The following is a 24,243-nucleotide window of genomic DNA, read 5'->3' as shown; positions in this document are numbered from 1 at the left end:
TGGTCCAACGGGAAAAGACGGCCATTTTCAAAGACTACTATTTGCCCCCGAAAGTTTCAGCGATTTTCATAGCCACACCCATATCGCCATCGATTTTCAATTTCCCGGTCATCAATGCCATCATCGCATTCAGGTCGCCGTCAAGCAGTTTCAATGCATTTTTTGTCGAAACTTCGAAAGTACAATCTGCCTCTGCATCCTCATTGGAAACCGAGTTCGGTACTGTTTTTCCGTCTACAAAGACGCTGCCTTCCTCCGTCTTGAATTTGGCAGTTGCTCCAAGGCCACTATCAGTTCCAAGAATATCTTTAATGCGGTCAGTCAGGATTTGAAGGCTCATAGTAATACGGTTTTTTGCGTTATTGTAATTTTTGGACTAAAATGACAAATGTATGTCCCCTTACAAGAATATTCAAATGCCTTTGGTGTTTTCATCTAAAACCACAAATTTTACATCCTTCATCAGAAAAATCTGCTGATTTATTTTTTAACAAATGAGTGCACCAGTTAATCGACCAACGTTTCTTACCATATTGTGTTTCCTTACATTTATGAGTGCCGTTTCCGGACTTTGGACACAATCCGAAAGGTTATGGAACCCGGGAGTAATGGCCGATAAGACCAGAGAAACTTTTGAAGCCGTCCGCGAGAACATCGACAGGCAGTCGGCCACGGCAGATACCAAGACCATGGATGCCATGTTCGAAGCGGTTATTGAACAGACCACCGCGGAATCAATCAAAACAGGCGCTATCATTATGTTGATCTTCGAATCCCTTTCGTTATATGCTGCATACCTGATGTGGAATCTCGAAAAAAAGGGCTTTTATCTCTATTTGGGGGGCATAGCGGTTGCATTTCTTGCGCCTTTGATCATGATCGGCGGCTGGCTGGGAGTTATCACCGCGATGGCCGGTGTGTTTCTCAGCATTTTCATGATTATTCTGTATGCTTTCAATCTGAAACACATGCAGTAAGCATTTTTTTATCGTTTTATTCAACGCCGCGCAGCAACAGCGCAGGTACTTATGCTGTCAATTATTAGAAATTGAAATATAAGGTCTTGCATTCCATGAAGAAAAGATTTTATTTTGCGGACTAATTTGAATCGAGAAAATGGCTTTAATTAACAAAATCAGAGAAAAATCAGGGATCGCTGTGACGGTGATTGCTATCAGTTTAATTCTTTTTATGGTCGGTGGCGACCTTTTAGGCCCTAATTCGATTCTCGGAGGCGGCAATAACCAGGTAGTGGGAGAAATTGCCGGAAAAGAAATTAATATCAAGGATTTTCAAAGCCGAGTGGATGGCTTTCGTCAGAATTATGAAGCACAGTCGGGCCGCAGCCTGAATGAGAACGAGCTTGCCTCTCTGAGAGACCAGGCCTGGAACCAGTTTGTGGTTGATATAGCCTACAAAAAGCAGTTTGATGATCTTGGACTTACAGTTACAGATCAGGAACTGGTTGACATGGTTCAGGGAAATCACATCAGCCCTTCGATTCTTCAGGCTTTTTCAGATCCTACAACCGGACGTTTTGATAAAACAGCCGTAATCAACTATCTGAAAAACCTCAAAACATTACCTGTTGAGCAACAAAAATCATGGGAGAACTTTGAGAAAAGCCTGCGTGAAGAACGCACCCGTGCCAAATATGAAAACCTTCTGAAGCTTTCCACCTACACTCCGAAAGCTCAGGCTGAGAAAGAATATGTAGCGCAAACTTCCAAAGCCACTTTGCGTTATCTATATGTACCTTATTTTTCTGTGGTTGATACGACTATCAAGGTAACAGATTCACAGCTTGAAGATTACCTTAGCGCGCACCGCAAAGAGTATAAAGGAACTGATACCCGTTCTATCGAATACGTTACATTTCCGATCCAACCTGCAAAAGACGATAGCGCGGCATTGTACACCCAGATCAAAGAATTGGCCCGTGGTCTTGCAACAGCTACTAACGATTCTGTTTTCGCCAGCACAAATTCTGACATTCCATTGCCTATCAATATGTCATACGCAACTATGACTGACCAATTGAAAGAAGCGGTAAAAACATTCGTTCCAGGTGGCGTATATGGCCCATACCGTGAAGGCAACACTTATTTCATTTACAAATATGGTGGTACCAAAGTAGATACTGTGTCTTCTGCTAAGGCCAGCCACATTTTGATCGGCTTTGAAAACCAGTCTGACTCAGCAAAAGCCGCTGCACGCATCAAAGCAGAAGGAATTCTCGCTCAGATCCGCGCCGGCGCCAATTTCGAAGCATTAGCAGCTACTTCCAGCACAGACCAGGGATCTGCTCAACGTGGTGGTGATGTTGGCTATTTCCAGAACAACGGTACCATGGTTAAGCCATTTGAAGAGGCTGTTTTCTCGGCAACTGCTCCTGGCCTTATCCCAAGATTGGTAGAAAGTCAATTCGGCTTCCACATCATTAAAGTAACCGATCCGAAATCCAATACATTATACCGCATCGCTGCGATCGGAAAAACCATCGCCCCAAGCCAGGCGACCCGCGACGAAGCTTACAGAAAGGCAGACGAATTTGCCAATGCTGTAAAAACAAAAGAACAGTTCGACGAAGCAGTTAAGAAAAACAAAGCATTGGTTGTAGCAACTGCAAACCGAATCCCTGAGTCAGCAACGAACATTAATGCAATCCAGAATGGCCGTGACATCGTAAGATGGGCTTTCAAAGATGATTCAAAAATCAATTCGGTTTCTCAGGTTTTCGAAACTGAAGAACAATATATCGTGGCCGTGCTGGTTGGCAAATCAGACGCGAAAGATGTGAAAGTGGACGATTTCCGCGACGAGTTGACTACGAAGGTTCGTAATCAGATCAAGTCTGAGCAAATTACTGCCAAGTTGAAAGGTGCTACCGGAGACCTGGAAAGCATTGCTAAGAAATACGGTGCAGGTGCATTGGTTGAATCTGCTACTGACATTTCACTGGCAACCGGCTTCCTTACAAGCGCTGGTTTCGACCCGATCGCATTAGGAAAAGGATTTGGCTTGAAAGCTGGGCAGAAGTCAGATGTGTTTACCGGCGAGAATGGTGTTTTCATCATGGAACAGATCAACAAAACTGACGCCCCTAAAATTGCTGACTTTACCCAATACAAAACACAGCTGACCCAATCACTGGAAAGCCGCATGTCGTATCTGGTAAATGAAGCTATTCGTGAGAATGCTAAAATTGAAGACCGCCGCGCCAAATTCTTCTGATCAGGCGTAAAAAATATTTGAAAAAGAGGAGCAGAATTGATTTCTGCTCCTCTTTTTATTTTCACTGCAATATTTTCAAAAAAAAGTAATAGTATTGCAGTATAAAATGTCAATAATACACTTAATAATAAGTAGACGGCATTTTGAAAGAATAAGCGCGGAATTTCTTTGAAAAATTACAGAACGATTAACTAAAACACAATGAGCATTTTACTCGGAGAACAGGAGTACTTTAAAGGAATCGGGAAAATTGGTTTTGAAGGCCCTGAAACGGATAATCCCCTAGCTTACCGGTTTTATGATGAAAACCGCATCGTAGCAGGCAAAAGCATGAAGGAGCACCTTCGTTTTGCCATCGCATACTGGCACACTTTCTGCGGAGCGGGGCTTGATCCTTTCGGAGGTCCTACACTCTTTTACCCATGGGACAAAAAGCCAGACGCTGTTGACCGTGCAAAAGACAAAGCTGATGCTGCATTTGAATTGATCACAAAATTGGGCGCGCCCTACTATTGCTTCCACGATGTGGATGTGGTTGACTATGCGGACGATGTACGCACCAACGAAAAGCGTTTACAGGCATTGACCGCTTACCTGGGTGAGAAACAAAAGGCTTCCGGAGTGAAATTGCTTTGGGGAACTGCCAATTTGTTTAGCCATCATCGCTATATGAACGGTGCTTCTACAAATCCTGACTTTGATGTGGTTACCCATGCAGGTGCGCAAGTAAAAATGGCCCTTGATGCTACGATCGCATTGGGTGGCGAAAACTACGTGTTCTGGGGTGGTCGCGAAGGATATATGACATTGCTGAATACCGACATGAAGCGCGAGCAGGAGCACTTTGCTCAAATGCTTAAACTTTCTGTGGCTTATGCCCGTGCGAATGGATTCAAAGGTAAGTTCTTCATTGAACCTAAGCCTTGTGAGCCTACCAAGCACCAGTATGACTACGATGCAGCAACCGTTATCGGTTTCCTTCGTCAGCACGATTTATTGGAGGATTTCGCATTGAACCTTGAAGTTAACCACGCTACATTGGCTGGTCACACATTTGAGCATGAACTACAAGTGGCTGCTGATGCCGGCATACTGGGTTCTATCGACGCTAACCGCGGTGATTACCAGAACGGATGGGATACCGACCAGTTCCCGAACGATATCGCTGAATGGACCAAAGCACTTTTGGTGATCCTGAAAGCAGGTGGCCTGAAAGGTGGCGGTATCAACTTTGATGCAAAACGTCGCCGTAACTCTACCGATGTGGAAGATGTTTTCCACGCACACATTGGTGGTATCGACACAGTAGCAAGAGCATTACTGGTAGCTGATAAGATCATTCAAAACGGTGAGTACGATAAGATCCGCAGTAACCGCTATGCAAGCTTTGACGCCGGCAAAGGTGCCGAATTCGAAAAAGGTGCATTGAAACTGGAAGACCTGTTCGACCTGGCAGCAAGCAAAGGCGAACCGGCAACTACTTCCGGCAGACAAGAATATCTGGAAAATCTGATCAACCGTTTTATTTGATCAATTGGATTATATAAGCAAGAAAAGCCGCCCAATAGGCGGCTTTTCTTGCTTAACAGGCTGGGCATTTCAATAACCATTATTCTGTCTCAGATTCGTATTGTTCCTGATTTCAGGTGTTGGGATCGGGAAAACAAGTTCTCTTTCCGTCAATGTCGGGCCGTATGAGAATTTGTGACCAACGTAATTTTCAAACTCCTTTGTTTTAACATTGAAGGCTTTGCGCAACCTCACCATGTCAAACCAGGTAATGTTCTCAAAGCATAGTTCGTACCAGCGCTCACGCCAGATTGCCTCACGTAACTTGTCTTTCGCAAGACCTGCAAGTGCAGGCAACTGAGCCCTCGTTCTGATCGCATTGACCGCTTCCAGCACTTTGGCCGATGGTCCTCCAGCTTCGTTGGCAGCCTCTGCATAAGTCAGCAAAACATCAGCATACCTGATCACCGGCCAGTTCAAATCGCTATTTGCGGAGCTGGTCTGTGCCGTCTGGTCGAAATGCTTGTAGATAAAATATCCACCCAAATCCACTTCCAGATTACGGTTTGACTCATTAGTAAATTTCGTAAAGAAGAATTGCTTCTCCTTGATACGTAAGTCAGCCGGATCGTAAGACTTCGCAAAGTCCCCCGTAGAATAGATTCCTCCCGTTTCATCAGAATACTGTGAGATATTCTTGTTATAAGGAATAATCGATACCTGCCAGTTAGAAGGGAGAATCTGCGTTCTGAATTGGATCATGAAGATGTTCTCGTCGATATTTTTCTTCGACGGGTCGTGAAAATCGTTGTACGACGCGAACAATTTGAACTGTTTCGAATCAATAACTTCTTCTGCTTTCTTAGCTGCAAGATCATAATGTGACGCACCTTTTTGCAACGGGTATCCAGCCATTGTGAGGTAAACCTGAGAAAGCAAGGACTTAACTGCACCCATATTCACTTTGCCAGTATTATCTGTCCATGGCAGGCCAGACGCCTCAGCCGTCTTTAAATCTGATACGATCAGATTGTAAACTTCCTCCGGTGTTGCAGCCGACGGTTTCAATTGTTCCGATTCCAAACTGATAGGCTCGGTAACCAATGGAATGTTACCAAACATCCGAACCAGGTTGAAATAGTACCATGCTCTCAGAAAGTAAGCTTCGCCGAGCAACTTCTTGCCTTCGGCGGCATCCAGTCCGGGCACTGTGGGTACCTTTGCAATCGAAAGGTTGGCATTTGCAATCCCTCTGTAATAGGAAGTCCAGTAAGTCTGTCCGTATCCATTGTCCGAGGTATTTCTCAGGTCCTTGATAAAATAGCTGTTAACAGCCTGACCGAGATCGGTGGCAGCAAGACCGGTAGCGAACTCTGTCATCATCCAGGCGCCACCACCAAAGCCACTATTCATTGGATCACGCATAGGCGCATATATCGCATTGACTGAACTTCTCGCGTGGGCCGGTTGTGTGAAATAGTTTTCAACCGTGAAATTACTTGGATCTGATTCGTCCAGGAAGTCGCTACATCCTGTCGCCCAGAATATGCTCAAAACGGTGGTGAGCAGGCCGATTCTTTTTGATAATTTATTCATTTTACTTCAAGTAAGAGTCAGTAGTAGATTTTATAAACCGATGTTTAAACCCAGCATAAATACCCTTGGCTTGGGATAATCATACAGACCAAAACCCTGGTCAAACGGTGATCCCGAGTTCGATACTTCCGGATCATAGCCTTTATACTTGGTCGCTACAAAGAAGTTCTGAATGGATCCATAAACTCTCAGCCTGTCTAATTTCAACTTCGAAACTAGCGTAGAAGGGAAAGAATAGGCCAGCAGCAGGTTCCTGCCACGAATGAATGAGGCGTCGGTCACTTTGTGACTATCGTTATTGGTCGTATAGTATGCATTGATCGGACGTATCTGCGCTACTGTTGTATTCTGGTTGGTTTCTGTCCAGGCGTTCAATACAGTTTTGTAACTGTTTGCGATACCCTGCCTGTCTTCCGCAGAGTGGATACTTCTGTCGATCACATCGTTTCCGTACATATATTGCAGATCCACCGTCAGCGACCAGGCTTTATACTGGAATGTGTTCAGGAATGTTCCAAAGCCGTCGGGAATACCTTTACCGATAATGGTCCTGTCATTGTCATTAATGGCTCCGTCGTTGTTAAGGTCCTTATATTTGACATCACCGGGAAGCATGTTGTATTTTTTCGCCTGCTCCGCTTCCGCAGTTGACCATATTCCCTCATGTACCCGGCCAAAGAAGGATCCAACCGGCTCTCCTACCCTGATTACCGTAGCACCCGAGTAAATATCGCTACCGCCTGACAATGCAAGCACTTTGTTTTTATTTACCGAAATATTGAAGGTGGTGCTCCATGAGAAGTCGCCTGCCTTAATGTTCATAGAATTCACAGCAAATTCCACGCCTTTGTTTTCCATACTTCCAACATTGGTGAAGATGCTCGCATAGCCGCTGCTCAATGGAAGCGGCGCATCCAGCAACATTTCGTTCACTTTTCTTCTGTACAAATCGAGTTCGAAGCTAAGTCTGTTTGAAAACAAACCCAATTCGACACCGAAGTCAACCTGCTGTGTTTTCTCCCATTGAAGGTTAGAGTTTGACATTCTGCCGACCCCTGTTCCAATGTTACGTGCGCCACCAAAAATCACGTCATAACTGGCCATACCCGCCAAAGCTCGGTAAGCAGGGATTTCAGAGTTACCAGTTGCACCGTAGCTTGCACGCAGTTTCAGGTTGGAAATGGCCGGAACACCTTTCAGGAATTCTTCTTCGCTAACTCTCCATGCAACAGCCGCCGACGGGAAGAATGCGTAACGGTTGGCATCTCCGAATTTGGATGAACCATCGATCCGGCCGGTGAAAGTCACCAGGTACTTGTCCATTAGGCCATAGTTAACCCTAGCAAAGTACGAATTGAGTCCGTAGGCAGAAGCACTTGACGAAGGCGCAAGCGCAGTCGCTCCGGCACCAAGGTTATTGAATTGAAAATAAGTATCTGTAAAATTCTGGCTTCTGGCAAGGTTATCGAAACGGTCAACATGCTGCCACGACAACCCCAACATGGCATTGACGGAATGTATTTTACCAAAATCCTTGAAATAGGTCAGGTAATTTTCAAATTGCCATGAGTTGAACCTTCTGCTCGTAATCGATGCGTCACCATTATTGGAAATATATTGCAGACCTGCTGCGGCAAAATAGTCCTCCCGCTGGTTGATCACGTTAGTTCCCACCGTGGATTTGAAATCAAGACCATCGGCCAGGCGGATTGTCGCATAAATATTACCTAGCATTGTTTGCGTTCTGAGGTAGGACAATCTTTCTGCAACGACCCTGAGTGGGCTGTCGCCACCTTCCATCCCCGGATAATCTCTGTTACTTGCCCATTTCCCGTCAGGATATTTCACCGGAATGATAGGTAAAGCTTCCAGAACCTGACGCATGGCCGTAATACCGCCGCCGCCAAGCTGATCGATCTGCTTTTCGTTTTGGTCTGTATAACCCAGCGTGCCGCCCACTTTCAGCCAGCTTTTGATTTGGCTGTCAAATACGAAACGACCGGCAAATCTTTTCTGCCACGAATCCTTCACGATCCCATTTTCATTACGATAGTTCAGGAAAGCGCCATAGCTGCCTTTTTCGCTACCACCCGTTAATCCTAGCTGGTGATTTTGTGAAAAAGCCTTTCGAAATGTCTCCTCCTGCCAGTCGGTATCATACAGCGGGTTTCCACTTGAATCGAACAGCAATGGGTTCGTACGTTTCTTCTTGGGATCCGTGTACTTTGTTCCCGTTGCCCAGCCCACGGGATCGTATTTCGCAGCATTGGCATAAATGGTCTCTTCCACAGCCAGGAATTCCTTCGAATTAAGTACAGGCAGCTTTTTGGGAGCTATACCTATGCTGTAGTCGGTGTCGTAAGTAACCCGGCCGCCGCTTGAAGTACCGCGTTTGGTAGTCACCAAAATAACGCCGTTCGCACCCCTCGCACCGTAGATCGCCGTGGAAGACGCATCTTTAAGTACCTCAATGGAGGCAATATCATTAGGGTTTAAATAATCAATGGGGGTACTTCCGTTCGCAAGGTCGACTGCATTCAGGATCACTCCGTCGATGACATACAATGGGTTATTGGAAACACTGATCGAGCTCGCTCCACGAATCCGGATATTGGCCCTACCGCCCGGACGGCCCGAGTTGGAAGACACGTTCACACCGGCAATGCGACCCGAAAGTCCCTGGTTCAGCGACGACGCCGGTCTTTCCTGCAAAACATCTCCTTTAATCGTACCAACAGCTCCGGTCAAATCCGATTTTCTTACGCTACCATAACCAACGACTACAATTTCATCCAGTGAATTCTCATCCGGTGCCATGCTTACTTTAATGTCGGATTGGCTGCCAACGTTCACTTCCTGTGATTTGTAACCTACAAAACTAAAAACAAGCACACTCTGGCTGCCATCGGGGATATCCAGTGTAAACTCGCCGTTTGCACCGGAAGACGTCCCGCGCTGCGTACCTTTCAGTACCACGCTTACTCCGGGTAAACCGGCACCCGACTCATCCGAGACTTTACCTTTGACACTCCGATCGACCAATTGCTGGGTACTGATCTGTGCAGCCGGGCTTTCAGTGTTCAGTATCTGGTCCGACAGTGCGGCCGATTCTTTCTTTTCCTCTTTGATCGGAGCTACTTCCTTTACTTTATCTTCTGTGACTACGAATGTATTTTTCCGTGTCTTTTTATATTTCAGACCATTACGTCCCAATACAATATCCAGATTCTTTTCAATGGGCTGTGTCAGATCCAGCACGCCTGCCGTCACATTCATTGAACCCACCAAACGGTCCTCAAAAACGATCTCTACACCATAGTGCTTCTGAAGATCAAGCAGCACATTTTTGAGCTTCATTTCCTGTCTGACAGTACTATGCTGGTTAGGCGGCATAGATGCGAAGGCAATAACCTGTGAGCGGGCAACTTGCGGACATTGCGTCATGAGCACAAGCCCTATTCCCACCCATTGCTTAGCGGATAGCGTTAGATTCATAGTAAAGTGTTTTATGGATATTAGTTATTCATTAAAAGAGTGGTATTACCGTTTTGCTCAATTTTCATATCAAGCACTTCTGATATGGTTTTCAAAAGTTCGTCAGCATTCTTGGTTTTGAAATTACCCGTAATGGTGCGGTTGGCTATATTGGAATCCGATAGCACCACCTTCTGGCCAAAGTTCTCTTCGATCATCGCAAGGATGTCTTTTACAGCCGTAGCATTAAAAACGTATCGCTGTTCTGTCCAGGCTGCAAACGTCTTGGTGTCTTGTTTCTTTGCAAGCTGCACAGCTCCGCTCTGGTCCAGGAATGCCAGGTCACCGGGTTCCATCATTACCTCTTTCCGTTCGTTATTTTGAGAATAATCGATCCTTACACTGCCACATTTCAGCGCGACTTTCGTGCCTCTCGGCCGGGCAAAGACTGAGAAAGTTGTTCCTAGCACCTCCACCTGGAACTGATCCGATGTTTTTACGACAAATCGCTTATTATCAATCGTATGGCTCACCGAAAACTCTGCCTCTCCTTCCAGTATTACTTCTCTTACATCATGATCAAAGCCCAGGCGGGGCATTTTCAATTTTGAATTAGAGTTCAGCGCTACCTTACTTCCGTCTTCCAGGTATACGTTCGTTGTTTGGCCGTAAGCCGTCTGGTAGGATTTGTACTGGATCGCTTCACGAAACCACCAGCCGCAGCTCACCAGCAATGTTACGGAGGCGGCAATCAGCCAGAAGCGGCTATTCCGGTTCGGCACGAACAAAGCACGTGGGGGCTCATCCGCAAGCCGCTGCTGCTCAATACTCATATCTGTTTCCAGTCGGCGAAGCAGGTATTCAATCGCCACGTCCTGATCAGGGATGAACTGAGGGCATTTGGTTTCGTATTCCATTAACCATTGATGGAAAATTTCAGAATTCTCTTTTTCAATGATCCAGTCCTCCACCTGCTGCCTTTCCAGCGGATTGGCTCGCCCGGCCAAATACTCAAAAAGAGTATACTTCGATATAATTGTTTTCATTTTGGTTTTAGTCCAGGTACAACACAGGCCGTTACTAGCTATTTTCAGATCTCGATGATGCTACTCAGGAGGGTCAGACTAATGGAGATCATCCATTCGCCGTTCAGAGCGGATCGCAGGTGTTTCAATGCTTTGGATATATGCACCTCTACCGTTTTGGGCGATATATGCAGCTCATCCGCTATTTCATGGTATTTTTTATTTTCAAACCGGCTAAGCAGAAAGACCTTCTGGCATTGCGTAGGTAGCCGGGCAATGACTTCATTTACCTTCAGGAAAAGATTATTGTAATGAATCTCCGCATCCGGCTGCTGGTGGTAAGTTGATATGGTGTACTCGTCGGTTATCTCAAGCGTGTCCATTTTCCCGAACTCTCTACGCATATACGTATAGCATTCGTTACGCACCGACCTGAACAGGTAGCTCGTGTAGGAAGAGTTAATGTTTTCGTAAGCCCTCGTGCGGTAAAATTGAAAGAACACCTCACTCACCAGGTCCTCAGCAATTTGTTTGGAGTAAACAAACCGCACCGCGTGACTGCATAACGGGTTATAAAAGCGCCTGAACAGCAATTCCAGACCTTTTGAAGGGTTTTGCTCGAACGTCGCCTTTAAAAATATCGCCGAATCAATTTCGTTCGCACCACCCTTTGCTTCGTGTAGCGGTGACACAAATGGATTTGAACGCTTCGTCTCGTTGTTAAGCAAAGGATCTTGCATTGAGTCTTTATTTATGTAATAATAAAAAGACTTTTTTGTATTTGAATCCCCTTACTCTTGATTAAAAAAAACTAAAACTTTTTTTATTTATATAGGGTTAATGCCTCTAAAAGCAAAAAGGCCACCATTTTGAAAATGACAGCCTTTCACTAAAAAACAAACAGATTTTATAAATTCTTCGCCTTCATTTGCTTCACCGCATAGTCCACAGCCCGGGCCGAAAGCGCCATGTAAGTGAGGGATGGGTTTTGCGTAGAAGTGGAAGTCATGCACGCTCCGTCTGTTACAAACACGTTTTTGCAGGCGTGCAACTGGTTCCATTGGTTCAGCATGGACGTTTTCGGGTCTTTACCCATGCGTACACCGCCCATTTCGTGAATGTCGTTACCCGGATTTCTATTCCCGTCGTGCGATTTCACATTTTTGAACCCGGCATTGGTAAACATCTCACTCACCTGCTCTACATAGTCTTTGATCATTTTCTCGTCATTGTCATCATAACCTACGGAGATTTTGAGCTGAGCAATGCCAAACGGATCTTTCAAGTCTTTGTCCAGCGCTACGTAATTACTTTCCTTTGGAATCGTCTCGCCCATCATATGTGAGCCTACACTCCAGTTGCCGTATTTGGTTTCATGAAGGTTCGATTTCAATGATTCTCCCAATCCGTTACGGTCGGAATATGTATTTCTGTTGGCTCCAAAACCTGCTGCATAGCCTCTCAGGAAGTCTGTTTCCTGTTTATATACATTGCGGAACCTTGGGATGTAGCCGCTGTTCGGGCGCTTACCGTCGGTAGTAGAGTCCAGGAAGCCTTCGTACTCACCGGATACGCTCGCGCGGTAGTTGTGGAACGCCACATACTTGCCCAGCACACCGCTGTCATTTCCTAGTCCGTTAGGAAAACGGGAAGAAGTCGAATTGAGCAGTACAAGATTTGAATTCAATGCAGCTGCATTTACAAAAATAATATCTGCATAAAACTCCATCATTTGCTTCGTATTCGCGTCAATAACACGCACTCCCGTCGCTTTCTGTTTCTTGTCATCATAAATAATGGAGTGCACAACCGAGTGCGGACGCATCGTCAGGTTCCCGGTTTTCATCGCCCAGGGAATGGTCGACGAGTTACTGCTGAAATATCCTCCAAACGGACAGCCACGCTCGCATATTACGCGGTGCTGGCATTTCGCACGACCCTGATCAAGGTGGATCTGCTGCGGATCGGTGATGTGGGCTGCGCGACCAATGATAATATGACGGTCTTTGTACTGCTTGCCGACTTGCTCTTTGAAATATTTTTCAACGCAGTTCAAGTCATGTGGTGCAAGGAACTCCCCGTCTGGTAATGTATCAATTCCGTCTTTATTACCGGTAATACCCGCGAATTTCTCCACGTGGCTGTACCAGGGAGCAATGTCGTCGTAGCCGATCGGCCATTCCACGGCAAATTTATCACGTGCCGGTCCTTCAAAATCATACTTGCTCCATCGCTGTGTCTGACGCGCCCATAGTAGCGACTTACCTCCTACCTGGTACCCACGTATCCAGTCGAAAGGCTTTTCCTGTACATATGGATGCTCATTGTCTTTTGCAAAAAAATGGGCAGAAGATTCTTTGAAATTATAACATCTGCTAGCGATCGGGTTCGCGTCCGTAATTTCTTTGGGCAGTCGCTCGCGGTGCGCAAACTCCCACGGCATCATGTTGGTAGTGGGATAATCCTTAATGTGCTGCACATCGCGGCCACGTTCCAGTACCAGGGTTTTCAGGCCCTTTTCTGTCAGCTCCTTTGCCGACCAGCCTCCGCTGATTCCTGAGCCAATAACAATGGCATCATACGTGCGGGCTTTTTTACTATCTATATTAAAATTCGCCATAGTTAATCTTTAATAAAATGAGGAGGACGGGGCTAATGGGCCCGTTATCCTTTTTTAACCGGTACACATCCGTGATAACGCCCCGGGATCATTTCATAATGCGTGATATTGGTCATCACATATTCCGAGGTCATATAGCCCTGGATCGTGAGGTTTTTCACCATTCCCAGAAATGCTTTCTGGCTGGCATCGCTACCTTTATCTATATCCTGCAAAATCTGCAATTTCTGATCTTTGCCTGCATCTACAAATGATTTCCCAAAACGCTGTATGCTCTGCTCGTCCACATTGGAAACACCACTTGCAAGACTGGCCTGCGCTTTGCTGTCGTAGCAATCCTTCACCATTTTTTGAACAAAATCACCTACCCCCAGCTCTCCTGCTCCCGGCGTATCGGTTTTAGGAATAATCGCTTCCACGATAGCCGCCAGGTTTTTCGATTGATCAGCGGAAAGAAGTCTTCCTTTCGGTAAAGTTCCTTTGCTCCATCCGGATGCCCAGGCAGGCAAACCCGCCATTGCGCCCATGGCAACCGCCATACTTTTAAGCGCTACGCGTCTCTCCATTTCTTTTGTATTTTAATGTTAATAATAAAATCTTCGTCAAGTGACTTGTTGAGTCATGAATGGTCATTTATGGTCATGATTGTCACTTTTTGTCATTTATAGTCACTTTTCTTTTAGTCATGGATTGTCACTTGTCGTAATACCTCGCCCTGACTATATCGTGACAACAAATGACCATTTCATGACTACCTCTGACAATACCTGACTACCCCTGACCACCTCATGACTACTACCTGACCATTTCATGACGCCTCCGGCTCTACTCTTCCAGAAAATCCAGATCGCGTCCGTGTGTTTCGGGTATGGTGATGATACAAAAAATACCGATCACGAAACAGATCAATCCTACCAATGCCCCCGAATTAATCACTGAAAACGAGTCTTTAAAAGTAGCAAATAATGTTGTCATTAACACAACAGTTCCCCTTACCATATTCGGAACAGTAGTAGCCGCCGTAGCTCGCAAATTAGTCCCAAACTGCTCAGCACCAATGGTTACGAACATTGCCCAGTAACCTATCCCGAAGCCCAGCAATGCTGCAACTGTGTACAAATGCGTGACAGATTTAATACCGGCGAACAAATAAACACCACTCCATACCAACGTAAAAAGCATCAGATAAAGTACAGCTTTCTTTCTCGATTCCAGCCAGTGGCTCAGGAACCCGCTCGCCAGGTCTCCCATTGAAAGTCCCACATAGCACCACATGATCGAAAGCCCCGGTTTGACAGCCTCGGCAATGCCCAGCGCCTTACCGAACTCGTTGCTGAAAGTAGCCAGAATGCCTATCACAAACCATGTAGGCAGACCGATACCAATGCATTTCAGATATCTGAACAGTCTGTCTTTATTGGTAAAGAGTGCGAAGAAGTTACCCTTTTCAACATGTTTCTGATTTTTGAGATCTTTAAATATCCCTGACTCAAACACCCCAATGCGCAGCAGCAACAACGAAATTCCTAAACCGCCACCAATGAAGTAGGCATAACGCCAGTCAAAAAACTCTACCGTAAAATAGGCAACCACAGCTCCCAGCAGCCCGATTCCGGCTACCAGCGAAGTGCCAATCGCGCGCAAATGCTTCGGAAGGATTTCGGAAACGAGTGTGATACCTGCTCCTAGCTCGCCAGCAAGGCCGATTCCTGCAATGAAACGAAACACCTTGTATACATTGACATCCTGTACAAATCCGCAGGCAATGTTGGCCAGGGAGTAGGTAATGATGGAGCCGAACAAAACAGACAGCCTGCCTTTTTTATCCCCCAAAACACCCCAAAGTATCCCGCCAAGTAACAAACCAGTCATTTGCCAGTTGAGAATGCTGGCACCGGTAAGGGAAATTTCCGTTTCGGACAAGCCTAGCGACGCCAGACTGGGTAGCCGTACGATACCGAACAGCAGCAAATCATATATGTCGACAAAATAACCGAGGGCTGCAACTATAACCGGCGCACTAAAAAGATGGGAAGCATCTGAACGAGGTGCTGAAAGGGTCGTCATTTCTGTTTGTATGGGTTTCATCGGAATTAGTGCAATATTATGCAAATAGCCGGACATAAGACCGGCTATTTGTTTGTTAATTTCTAAAATTTAAAGAGAAAGTTGTGTTTAACGCTCATGTGTTTAGCTTCAAATAGTTAGTCAAACATGGATCAGGTTTCTTAAAATTCCAGTTTCTGTTTGTCTTTCAGAAGTTGCTCTTTCAGTTTCGCGTAGTCCACATCCTGCACTGAAACGTTACGATCGATTGCCTGAACTGCCGCGGAAGCAGCGCTTTGCCCCAGGATCATAAACACTGGTTCCATTCGAATGGAGCCGTAAGCGATGTGCGAGCTCGACAAACATACCGGCACAAATAGATTTTGGCATTCATCTTTTTTAGGAACCAGGGAAGCATATGAAATGGCGTAGGGCTTTTTGGGATGTACACCAATATCACCTTCATTTTGCACAAAACCATCTTCCTTCACATATCGCTGAGCATTGTGCGCATCCAATGAATAAGACCCCATTCCAACAGATTGAGACACCGGAGCCTTGCCCAGCGTTTCGTTTTCAGTCATCACGCCAAGCCCGATCATACGCCGCGCCTCACGCACGTAGATCTGATGCGGCCAGCCGCCATTATCTTTAAACTCATCTTTCGGTAGCCCCCACTTCTTCATCTCCGCCTGCACATCAGCAGGTACCCTTGGATCATTGGAAAGGAAATACATCAACCCTTTCTGATAAAGCTCATGATCGCGGATGATCTCTTTTCTTCTTTCATAGGTCGCATCCGGGTAATCATAGTTCATACCAATGTAATCGGTACTGAATGGCCCGTGGTTGTTGGTATCCGTTTTTTTGTTGGGGATCGGGTCGTATTTGTCAAATGTTTCCGTCCAGCCAGCGTTGTAAACCCTGGCCAGCAGCTCGTATTTGTCTGGATCGTACCCTGCCGGTTTCTCGAACGGAATGCGGTTGTCCGGATTTGCCGAAAGGCACATACGGAAACAGTATGCCTGGATTTTGTGGTCACCGCTACCATTCTTAGCTATTTTTTCATTTGAAACATAAGGCAGCAAACCGCTTTTCGGATCGCCCTCGATTTTGTAAGGGCTCACATCCTTTTTGAAATAATGTCCATGCTGAAAAACCCCGGCCTGAACTCCATTCCACTCCTCGTTATACACGCTGTTTGATTCCCTGCCTACGTGATATTTCACACCAGCAGCAGCCATCAGGTCACCCTCATAGGTAGCGTCAATGAACATTTTACCTTTGAATGTTTTACCACTCAGGGTTTTGAAAGAAACGATCCTGCCATTCATCTTAACAAGACCTTTGCCCCTGTCCAGCCACTCATCACGATAAATTTTCACATTGTTTTCTTTGACAAAGTCTTCGAAAACTTTCTCAGCCACATGCGGTTCGAAAATCCACATGGTCCGATCGGTGCCGTCCATAGCGGGTGTACCTTGCCCTTTATTGCCATACTCTTCTTTCTTTTGCCATTGCCAGGCGTCAGGAGTGTCGTAATGCATGAACACGCGGTGGTAAAATTCACGGGCCAGCCCGCCGATCACCGCCTTATTACCGGTGTCCGTGAAACCAAGTCCTCCTGCCGATAAACCGCCAAGATGCTTGTCCGGCGATACCACTATCACCGTCTTGCCCTGCTTTACCACCTGTACAGCTGCGGTTACCGCGCCGGAAGTACCGCCGTATACAATGACGTCGGCCTCATAAGTTTCGGCGCCGGGATTATTTTGGGCAAAAATCTCGGCTGACTGAGTCTGGCAGATGAATACCGTCAGCGAGAACAGAAAAAGTAATTTTCTCATTAATGAATCATATTAGGATTTAGAAATTATTTTGAATCAGGGACAAACAGAATTGCATCGGCAACCACAGCCCCTTTCTCACCATCTGATGAAATACTAACCTGTGAACCGCTGCCTTTGGGCAGATTGAACTTTCCAAGATTGTACCATTCCCCCGAAGTCTGACCTTCCACGACAATGTCCTTTTCTTTGACAGTAATGTTCTTAACTTCTTTACCATAAGTCACAGCCAGCTTCATTTCAGGGGCTAGTTTGGCAACTTTTGGAAAATATACATAGATATTGTACGCTTTGGAAACCGGAATATCAGGCGTAAAAGTGACTGTTCCAATGTTGGTATCATCCTCTTTGGTAGAGAGGAATGAGGGACCATAACCTCCTTTTTTAACAGTTGACCAGGCACCTTTCACGGTAACGTGACCAGTATCTTCATTGTCAACCAAAATCTCAGGCGTCGCACCATTCACAAGCGGATCAGCTTTCAGCTTCGCCTGCAATTGCGCAACATTGATTTTCTGAACCGGCACTTTTGAATCAATGGCCATTACCGCTCCAACCGCTGCCGACTGCGCGAGTACCATAAACACAGGCTCCATTCTGATCGAACCGTAGGCAATGTGCGTGGCGGACAGACAAACCGGTACCAGCAGATTAGTACATTCCTTGGCTTTGGGAACAAGCGAACCGTAGGCAATGGGATATGGGCCAAATCCTCCGATTTCAACATTACCTTCATTTTTCGCCATTCCCTTCACCACAATGCGCTGAATGTTGTGCGAGTCCATGGTATAAGCAGCCATTCCTACTCCGTCTTTTACCACTTCCTTTCCTTCACAATTTGCCTGGGTCATGATGTAATCTCCTATCATTCGCCGCGCTTCACGCACATACAGTTGCGGGGACCAGTTACCGGTGTCGGTGTATTCGTCTTTGGGATAGCCCCATTTCAACATGGCCTGACTGATTTCAGAAGGAACCCGGGGATCATGGCCGAAAAAGTAAAGTAATCCTTTCGTATAGCTTTCGTGCGCTTTAATGATCCTTTCCCGCGTTTCATAAGTTCCATCCGGATAGTCGTAGTTCATACCGATCATGTCCGTTGAAAACCCACCCCGATTGTTAATGTCCGTTTTATTGTTGGGCATCTTGCTCCATATAAAATAATCGGAGAGCGATTTTTCCTCAGGATGAGCCTTAATGAGTCTCGCAAGCAGCTCATAACGCGCCGGATCGTAGCCTTCCGGTTTGGTAATAGGCACCATGTTGTTTGGGTCAGACGACAAACAGATACGGTAATTGTAAGCCTGAACTTTCTTATCCCCTGAACCGGTGGCATCCAGTTTTCCATTGGATATTCCCCAAAGCAAACCACTTTCCGGCTTGCCCTCAGTTCGGTAAGGATCGATACCATCCGGGATTTGGTGTCCTGTCATGAACTGCACACCATTGATCGTCTCGTTGTAATCAGCATTGGCTTCACGGCCGACGGCATACTTAACATTTGCCTTCGCCATCAGATCACCCTCGTAGGTACAATCCATAAAGACCTTTGCCGAAACAACCCGGCTCGTTTGCATCTCCGGCTTGACACTGTTTTCGATTATAATCGATTTGATATCCGTGCCCGATTTAACAAGGCCTTTAATCCTATGATGATAAACCACATTGATCCCCGCTTCGTCAAGGTATTGCTGCAAATACTTTTTGGCAATGTGCGGCTCAAATGTCCATTGTTCAAACTTGCCGTAATGCTTGCCAATCTTGCGGTAAAAGTCTCTTGACAAGCCTGTGATCGCATACTTATTACCAATATCCGTGTAGCCGAGGCCGCCCGAAGTCATGCCACCGAGGTGATTGCCCGGCTCGATCAGGATCACGGACTTACCCATTTTCTTCGCAGTATAGGCAGCGATCACACCAGCGGAAGTTGCCCCGTAAATACAAATATCCACTGGGTCGGCAGGCGGAGTTCCGGGCCGAAACCCGGATAAAAGAAATGCGATCAAACAGGCTGCCTGTGCTAGTATTTTGCTCATATTCTCTTGTTTTAATTCGATCAAATGAAGGTATTAGTAGCCCGGGTTCTGATCCTTGGCCGTTAATGCCTTGTTGTACAGGATTTCGGAATTAGGAATAGGCCAAAGCATGTGTTTGTCTGCTACCACTATATTCTTTACTTCCAAAATCCGTTGCTTAGCTATTCCCAGTCTTTTCAGATCGTTCCAGCGCTTTCCTTCATACATAGTTTCGTAGCCTCTTTCCTGCACCACTTTATCAATAAAAGTTTTGAGTGTAAAATCAGCCAATTTGAAATCCACTGCTGACACCGCGCCGGAAGGCAACCCATATGCCCGGCGGTGTACCCTGTTCAAGCTTTCGAGCGCTTCCGCGGTTGGTGCGCCTTTAGCTCGTGCATCGGCCTCTGCGTGGAATAGCAGCACGTCCGCAAACCGGTACCATGGATAGTCGTTCCCTGCTCCCGCTCCTGCCCCTGAGGTCGCAGCCGGATCACGGTATTTTCTGTAAAGGCAAGACGTGGACCCTAGACCAATGTCGACATTATATAGAATGTGTTTCTTACGAAGATCTTTGAAATCCCAGTTTTTGATCACAGAATTCGAAACTGAATCGGTATACTGAGCATACACGCCACCGGGGCCGAAGTAGGCGTACTGGGCCGTTTTTCGGTGTGCGTAACTTACGAGGCCAAAACCCTGCTGGCGGGAGTATTTGAAATAAAATACCTCCTCCGTCGTGTTCACAACCTCGGGGCCATATATTTTCTGAAAATCCTCGGAAGTTGCTACTTCCACAAGCGAATACTTTTTGGAATCGACGACTTCCTTTGCTTTTGCACTCGACAATTCCCAATTTTCCTGATAAAGATAAATTTCCGAAAGCAATGTCTTGGCCGCCCAAATGGTTGGACGTCCGATTTCGGTAGGTGCGTCCGGAAGTCCTTTTTCAGCTTCCAATGCATCGGCCAGGATCAGTTTGTATACGTCTTCCACGCTGGATCTGGGAACATCTGCTACGGTCATATTCTCCTCCGTACGAAGCGGCACGCCTGCCCAGTTACGTACCAGCGCGAAGTAAAGGAGCGATCTCAGATATTTGGCTTCCGCCACGTACAGCGTTTTTTCAGCATCGGTCATATTCGTCCCTTTCGGAACATTGCTGATCACCAGGTTTGCATTTCGGATCGACTGGTAAAAATTGTCCCAAATCACGCCTACCCTGTTAATGTTTGTATTATCAAGCCCCTGATAAAGGCTGACGGGTGTTTGCGTTCCTCTGGAATTCCCATAATCCGCCAGACCTTCCAATTGCGCCGGATAGTTGATAGACAACCCATTATCGCCACGCATCGGGCCGTAAATCGCATTGACTGCGGCCTTAGCTTCTGCGGCAGTATTGTAAAAATTCTCTGAGGCCAGCGATTTCGGCTTTTCTTCGAGCAGATCGGAGCAGGCCGTTAAAATCATTGCCAAAAACAAACAAACGAATGTCTTATTCATATTTATATCTCTTTAACCAGTTGTTAAAAACTATCTTAAAATCCTACTCTAAGTCCTACCGTCGTTGTCTTTGCCGTCGGATAAACGTAATGGTCGATGCCCTGGACAAAGGAGTTACCGCCTCCGTAAGAATTGACTTCCGGGTCATACCATGAGTATTTGGTGAATGTGATCAGGTTTTGCGCGCTTACATACAATTGCGCTTGCGTCATCCATTTGATATGCAACTTGGTAACCGGCAGATTGTAGGCCAACTGAATGTTTTTGAAACGCAGGTACGATGCATTCTCTACGAAACGATTCGACATTTGCGCCTGAGAAGACGTTTTGATGATCGGGTATTTGGCATTGGTATTCTGGGGAGTCCAGTGGTTCAGGTACACTTCTCTTGGCATGTTTAATGCCTGTCCGTAGTCATAACCCTGTCCCTGCGCACTCAGATTGAACACATCGTTGCCCTGGGAACCTTGAAGGAACATTGTCAGCTCGAAGTTTTTGAAGGACATCGTCGAATTGAAACCATAGGTAAATTTGGGATTCGGGTTTCCGATGATTCTTTTGTCCCCGGCGTCGCGGCTGCCATTGTTGTTGTAGTCTTCGTATGCAATGAGCCCCTTCTCATCGTATCCTTTTTCAACATAGCCATAAAAAGAGCCTAACGGATAACCTTCTCTCAGAATGTTCACATTGTCATTCACAGCAGCTCCAATTGTTTGGCCCAGGATATCGTTCCCGCCATACAGCTTCACTACTTTGTTTCTGTTGATCGATAAATTAGTAGCCACATTCCATTTGAATGCACCTTCCAGAACCGTCGCGTTCACTGAGAACTCGAAACCTTTGTTCTGGATTTTTCCAATATTCTGAATGGTATAAATGTATCCCAACGACGATGGCAGAGAGACGTTGTTGAGCAGATCGCGGGTGTTTTTGATATAGTAATCAGCCGTTAAATTGATTCGGTTGTTCAACAATCCCACATCAATTCCAATGTCCGATTGAGCTGTCGTTTCCCATTTCAATGATCCGGCAAGACGTGTTCCCGGTGCGTAGGAAGTATTGAGGGCGTCGCCGAAAACTACTTGTCCGGAAGCAAGCTGATTCAATGTAAAATAGGGGGCAATAGAAGTATTACCGGTTTCACCATATCCCGCCCGTATTTTCAGGTCCGAGATGAAAGGAATCCTTTTGATAAATTCTTCTTCAGATAAACGCCAGGCCAATGCAGCCGACGGAAAATAGCCCCATTTCTGGCCTTCGCTGTATCTGGACGAACCGTCAGTACGGAAACTGACAGTAGCCAGTATTTTGCTGTTGAATGAGTAATTAACCCGTGCCAGGTACGAAAGCAGCACCCATTTTTGGTAAGACGAGCTCGGAACTCCCTGTGTAGTAGCGGCACCGATGTCGTAAGTTTCCTGATTATCGCTGATAAAACCACTTCCACTCGCATTCAGAGTTGTATTCACAAAATCCTGATAGGTGAAACCTGCCACTGCGGAGATGCTATGCTTACCGATTTCCTTATTGTAATTCACGGTATTTTCACTGAGAATGCTGCTCACCCGCGCCGTCCCAATGCTTGCTGAACCTTTTGAGTTCACAAACTTGGTAGTAGTATAAGTGTCCGTACGGTCCTCCGTGGTTTCGATACCCGCAAGTGTTTTGATCGTCAGTCCTTTCACCGGTTCAAATGTCAATGCACCGTTGGTCAGGATCTTATTGGAGCGTATAAAGTCGGAATATTGGTGAAGGAAGTTTAATGGGTTAGTAATCACATTGGAGCCCCAGGCATATGCTTCGGCCAGTTTCGAATAAGAGCCATCAGGCAATGTGGGAGCGATAGTTGGGTAGCCGGATAGCATTGCCGACATCAAAGTTCCTCCGCGGTTTCCCTTGTCAGAATTCTTACGGTCGGAGTCAATGCGGCTTAATATCGAACTCAGGTCAAATTTAAATTTCTTGCCAATATCTGAGCTCAGGTTGAAACGCAATGCATTGCGGACATAGTTGCTTCCAATAATGATCCCGTCCTGATTGAAATTGCTGGCCGAAAGCGAGAATCTGGTTTTATCAGTACCGCCGCTCACCGTAATGGCGTGGTTCTGAACAGGCGCTTTCTGAAAAACAAGGTCTTGCCAGTCAGTTCCCTTTCCGAAACCATTGATCTGATCTTGCGTAAAATGCGGAGCCAGGCCATCATTAGCAGCTTGTTCATTGTAAAAATTGGCATATTCAGTCGCATTCATCAGATCAAGCTTCTTCCTCACCGTTTGCGTACCGTAATATCCTTCGTAGCTTACATTAACGCGGCCTGCTTTCCCTCGTTTTGTAGTGATCAAAACTACACCATTGGCTCCCCTCGAACCATAAATCGCCGTCGCCGAAGCATCTTTTAATACTTCAATGGATTCAATATCTGCATTGTTGAGTAAGGTAGGGTTACCGGAGTACGGAAATCCATCAACAACATATAATGGCTCATTACTTCCCTGGATCGAATTCGTTCCCCTCACCCGCACACTGATCGGACTTCCCGGCGCACCCGTATTTTGAGATACATACACACCCGCGGCCCTGCCCGCAAGCGACTGCACGAGGTTGGTCGCCGGATATGCATTCACATCCGCAGCTTTAATAGACGCCACAGAGCCGGTAAGGTCACTTTTCTTCACCTGGCCGTAACCTATCACGACAATTTCCTGCAAAGATTTGTCTTCCAGCACCATATTAACGATCAGGCTGGTTTGGCTGCCCAACACAATTTCCTGTGACTGGTACCCCACGAAACTGAACACGAGTACCGAATTGGGGGCCAGATCTTCGGCCATTTCCATCTGAAACTCCCCGTCCGGATTAGTCGTGGTACCCGTCTGGGTTCCTTTCAATACAATGCTCACACCAGGTAAGCCGCCGCCCGTTTCGTCCAGGACTTTACCCGTCAATTTTCGTTTGGGCGCGGTACCGGAGGGAGCTGTCTCTGCCGGTGGGGTTACCAGGGGACTGTTTTCTGATCTTCTTAAAATGATGATTTTACCAGAAACTTCATATTCAAGTCCCAGCGGCGTCAGAATTTCGTCCAGTACCTCATACAGAGGTTTGTTCTGAGAAGAAACCGTTACTTTTCGCGCAGATTTTATAATTTTTGAACTAAAAACGAAGCGAACATCCACCTGCTTTTCGACCTGATTCAGCACCTTCTTCACTTCGCTGCCGTTGGCAACTATTGTTATTTTCTGTGAAAGCAACGACTGGGCGTTACCTTCATGGGCATAACCGGTCCCGATAAACCAGACCGCAAGCATCAATTGTATAGCAGTTATTCGCATTGTCCAAATTAATACCTGGTGGTATTTAAAGGGTTTTTTCATAGA

15 protein-coding genes are annotated in these 24,243 nt (G+C 46.2%); 3 read left to right on the top strand and 12 right to left on the bottom strand.

The window, feature by feature from the left end; translation table 11 throughout:
- Positions 1-37: 37 nt before the first annotated feature.
- Positions 38-340 carry an SCP2 sterol-binding domain-containing protein gene (locus ON006_RS30520; protein ID WP_244822081.1) on the bottom strand — a complete coding sequence of 101 codons (303 nt, stop codon included), beginning with the start codon at positions 338-340 and terminating at the stop codon, positions 38-40.
- Between the two features lie 154 nt (positions 341-494).
- Between ON006_RS30520 and ON006_RS30515 the strand changes: the two genes are divergently transcribed.
- The 3 genes from ON006_RS30515 (at position 495) to xylA (ending at position 4,764) form a co-directional block, all read left to right on the top strand.
- Positions 495-977 (top strand): hypothetical protein, encoded by a 483-nt coding sequence (locus ON006_RS30515; protein ID WP_267609932.1) that lies wholly within the window; start codon positions 495-497, stop codon positions 975-977.
- A gap of 139 nt (positions 978-1,116) precedes the next feature.
- Positions 1,117-3,234 (top strand): peptidylprolyl isomerase, encoded by a 2,118-nt coding sequence (locus ON006_RS30510; protein WP_244822083.1) that lies wholly within the window; start codon positions 1,117-1,119, stop codon positions 3,232-3,234.
- A gap of 201 nt (positions 3,235-3,435) precedes the next feature.
- The gene (gene xylA, locus ON006_RS30505; protein ID WP_244822084.1) at positions 3,436-4,764 is read left to right on the top strand and encodes a xylose isomerase; all 1,329 of its coding nucleotides are present in this window, start codon (positions 3,436-3,438) and stop codon (positions 4,762-4,764) included.
- A gap of 69 nt (positions 4,765-4,833) precedes the next feature.
- Here xylA and ON006_RS30500 read toward each other — a convergent pair whose 3' ends face one another.
- The 11 genes from ON006_RS30500 to ON006_RS30450 form a co-directional block, all read right to left on the bottom strand.
- Entirely contained in the window at positions 4,834-6,339 is a 1,506-nt protein-coding gene (locus ON006_RS30500; protein WP_244822085.1) for a RagB/SusD family nutrient uptake outer membrane protein, read from the bottom strand.
- A gap of 30 nt (positions 6,340-6,369) precedes the next feature.
- Complete coding sequence (locus ON006_RS30495) at positions 6,370-9,834, bottom strand: SusC/RagA family TonB-linked outer membrane protein (RefSeq protein WP_244822086.1); 3,465 nt, start codon at positions 9,832-9,834, stop codon at positions 6,370-6,372.
- A gap of 20 nt (positions 9,835-9,854) precedes the next feature.
- Positions 9,855-10,859 carry a FecR family protein gene (locus tag ON006_RS30490; protein WP_244822087.1) on the bottom strand — a complete coding sequence of 335 codons (1,005 nt, stop codon included), beginning with the start codon at positions 10,857-10,859 and terminating at the stop codon, positions 9,855-9,857.
- Between the two features lie 44 nt (positions 10,860-10,903).
- On the bottom strand, positions 10,904-11,578 hold the full coding sequence (locus ON006_RS30485) for an RNA polymerase sigma-70 factor (protein WP_244822088.1): 675 nt from the start codon (positions 11,576-11,578) through the stop codon (positions 10,904-10,906).
- Between the two features lie 167 nt (positions 11,579-11,745).
- Positions 11,746-13,458 (bottom strand): GMC oxidoreductase, encoded by a 1,713-nt coding sequence (locus tag ON006_RS30480; RefSeq protein WP_244822089.1) that lies wholly within the window; start codon positions 13,456-13,458, stop codon positions 11,746-11,748.
- Positions 13,459-13,502: 44 nt separating this feature from the next.
- On the bottom strand, positions 13,503-14,024 hold the full coding sequence (locus tag ON006_RS30475) for a gluconate 2-dehydrogenase subunit 3 family protein (RefSeq protein ID WP_244822090.1): 522 nt from the start codon (positions 14,022-14,024) through the stop codon (positions 13,503-13,505).
- 259 nt (positions 14,025-14,283) lie between these two features.
- A complete protein-coding gene (locus tag ON006_RS30470; RefSeq protein ID WP_244822091.1) occupies positions 14,284-15,546 on the bottom strand; it encodes an MFS transporter in 1,263 nt (420 codons plus the stop codon).
- A 140-nt stretch (positions 15,547-15,686) separates the two neighbouring features.
- Positions 15,687-17,351, bottom strand: coding sequence for an FAD-dependent oxidoreductase (locus ON006_RS30465; RefSeq protein WP_244822092.1), 1,665 nt, complete (start codon positions 17,349-17,351; stop codon positions 15,687-15,689).
- 26 nt (positions 17,352-17,377) lie between these two features.
- The gene (locus ON006_RS30460) at positions 17,378-19,387 is read right to left on the bottom strand and encodes an FAD-dependent oxidoreductase (protein WP_244822093.1); all 2,010 of its coding nucleotides are present in this window, start codon (positions 19,385-19,387) and stop codon (positions 17,378-17,380) included.
- Positions 19,388-19,420: 33 nt separating this feature from the next.
- Positions 19,421-20,869 carry a RagB/SusD family nutrient uptake outer membrane protein gene (locus ON006_RS30455; protein ID WP_244822094.1) on the bottom strand — a complete coding sequence of 483 codons (1,449 nt, stop codon included), beginning with the start codon at positions 20,867-20,869 and terminating at the stop codon, positions 19,421-19,423.
- Positions 20,870-20,904: 35 nt separating this feature from the next.
- Positions 20,905-24,240 (bottom strand): TonB-dependent receptor, encoded by a 3,336-nt coding sequence (locus tag ON006_RS30450; protein ID WP_310590205.1) that lies wholly within the window; start codon positions 24,238-24,240, stop codon positions 20,905-20,907.
- Between the last annotated feature and the right edge of the window lie 3 nt (positions 24,241-24,243).

It is taken from the genome of Dyadobacter pollutisoli (genome assembly GCF_026625565.1).
GTDB lineage: Bacteria > Bacteroidota > Bacteroidia > Cytophagales > Spirosomataceae > Dyadobacter > Dyadobacter pollutisoli.
The sequence above is the reverse complement of the archived record's forward strand: the minus strand, read 5'-3'. Positions and strand labels throughout refer to the sequence as shown.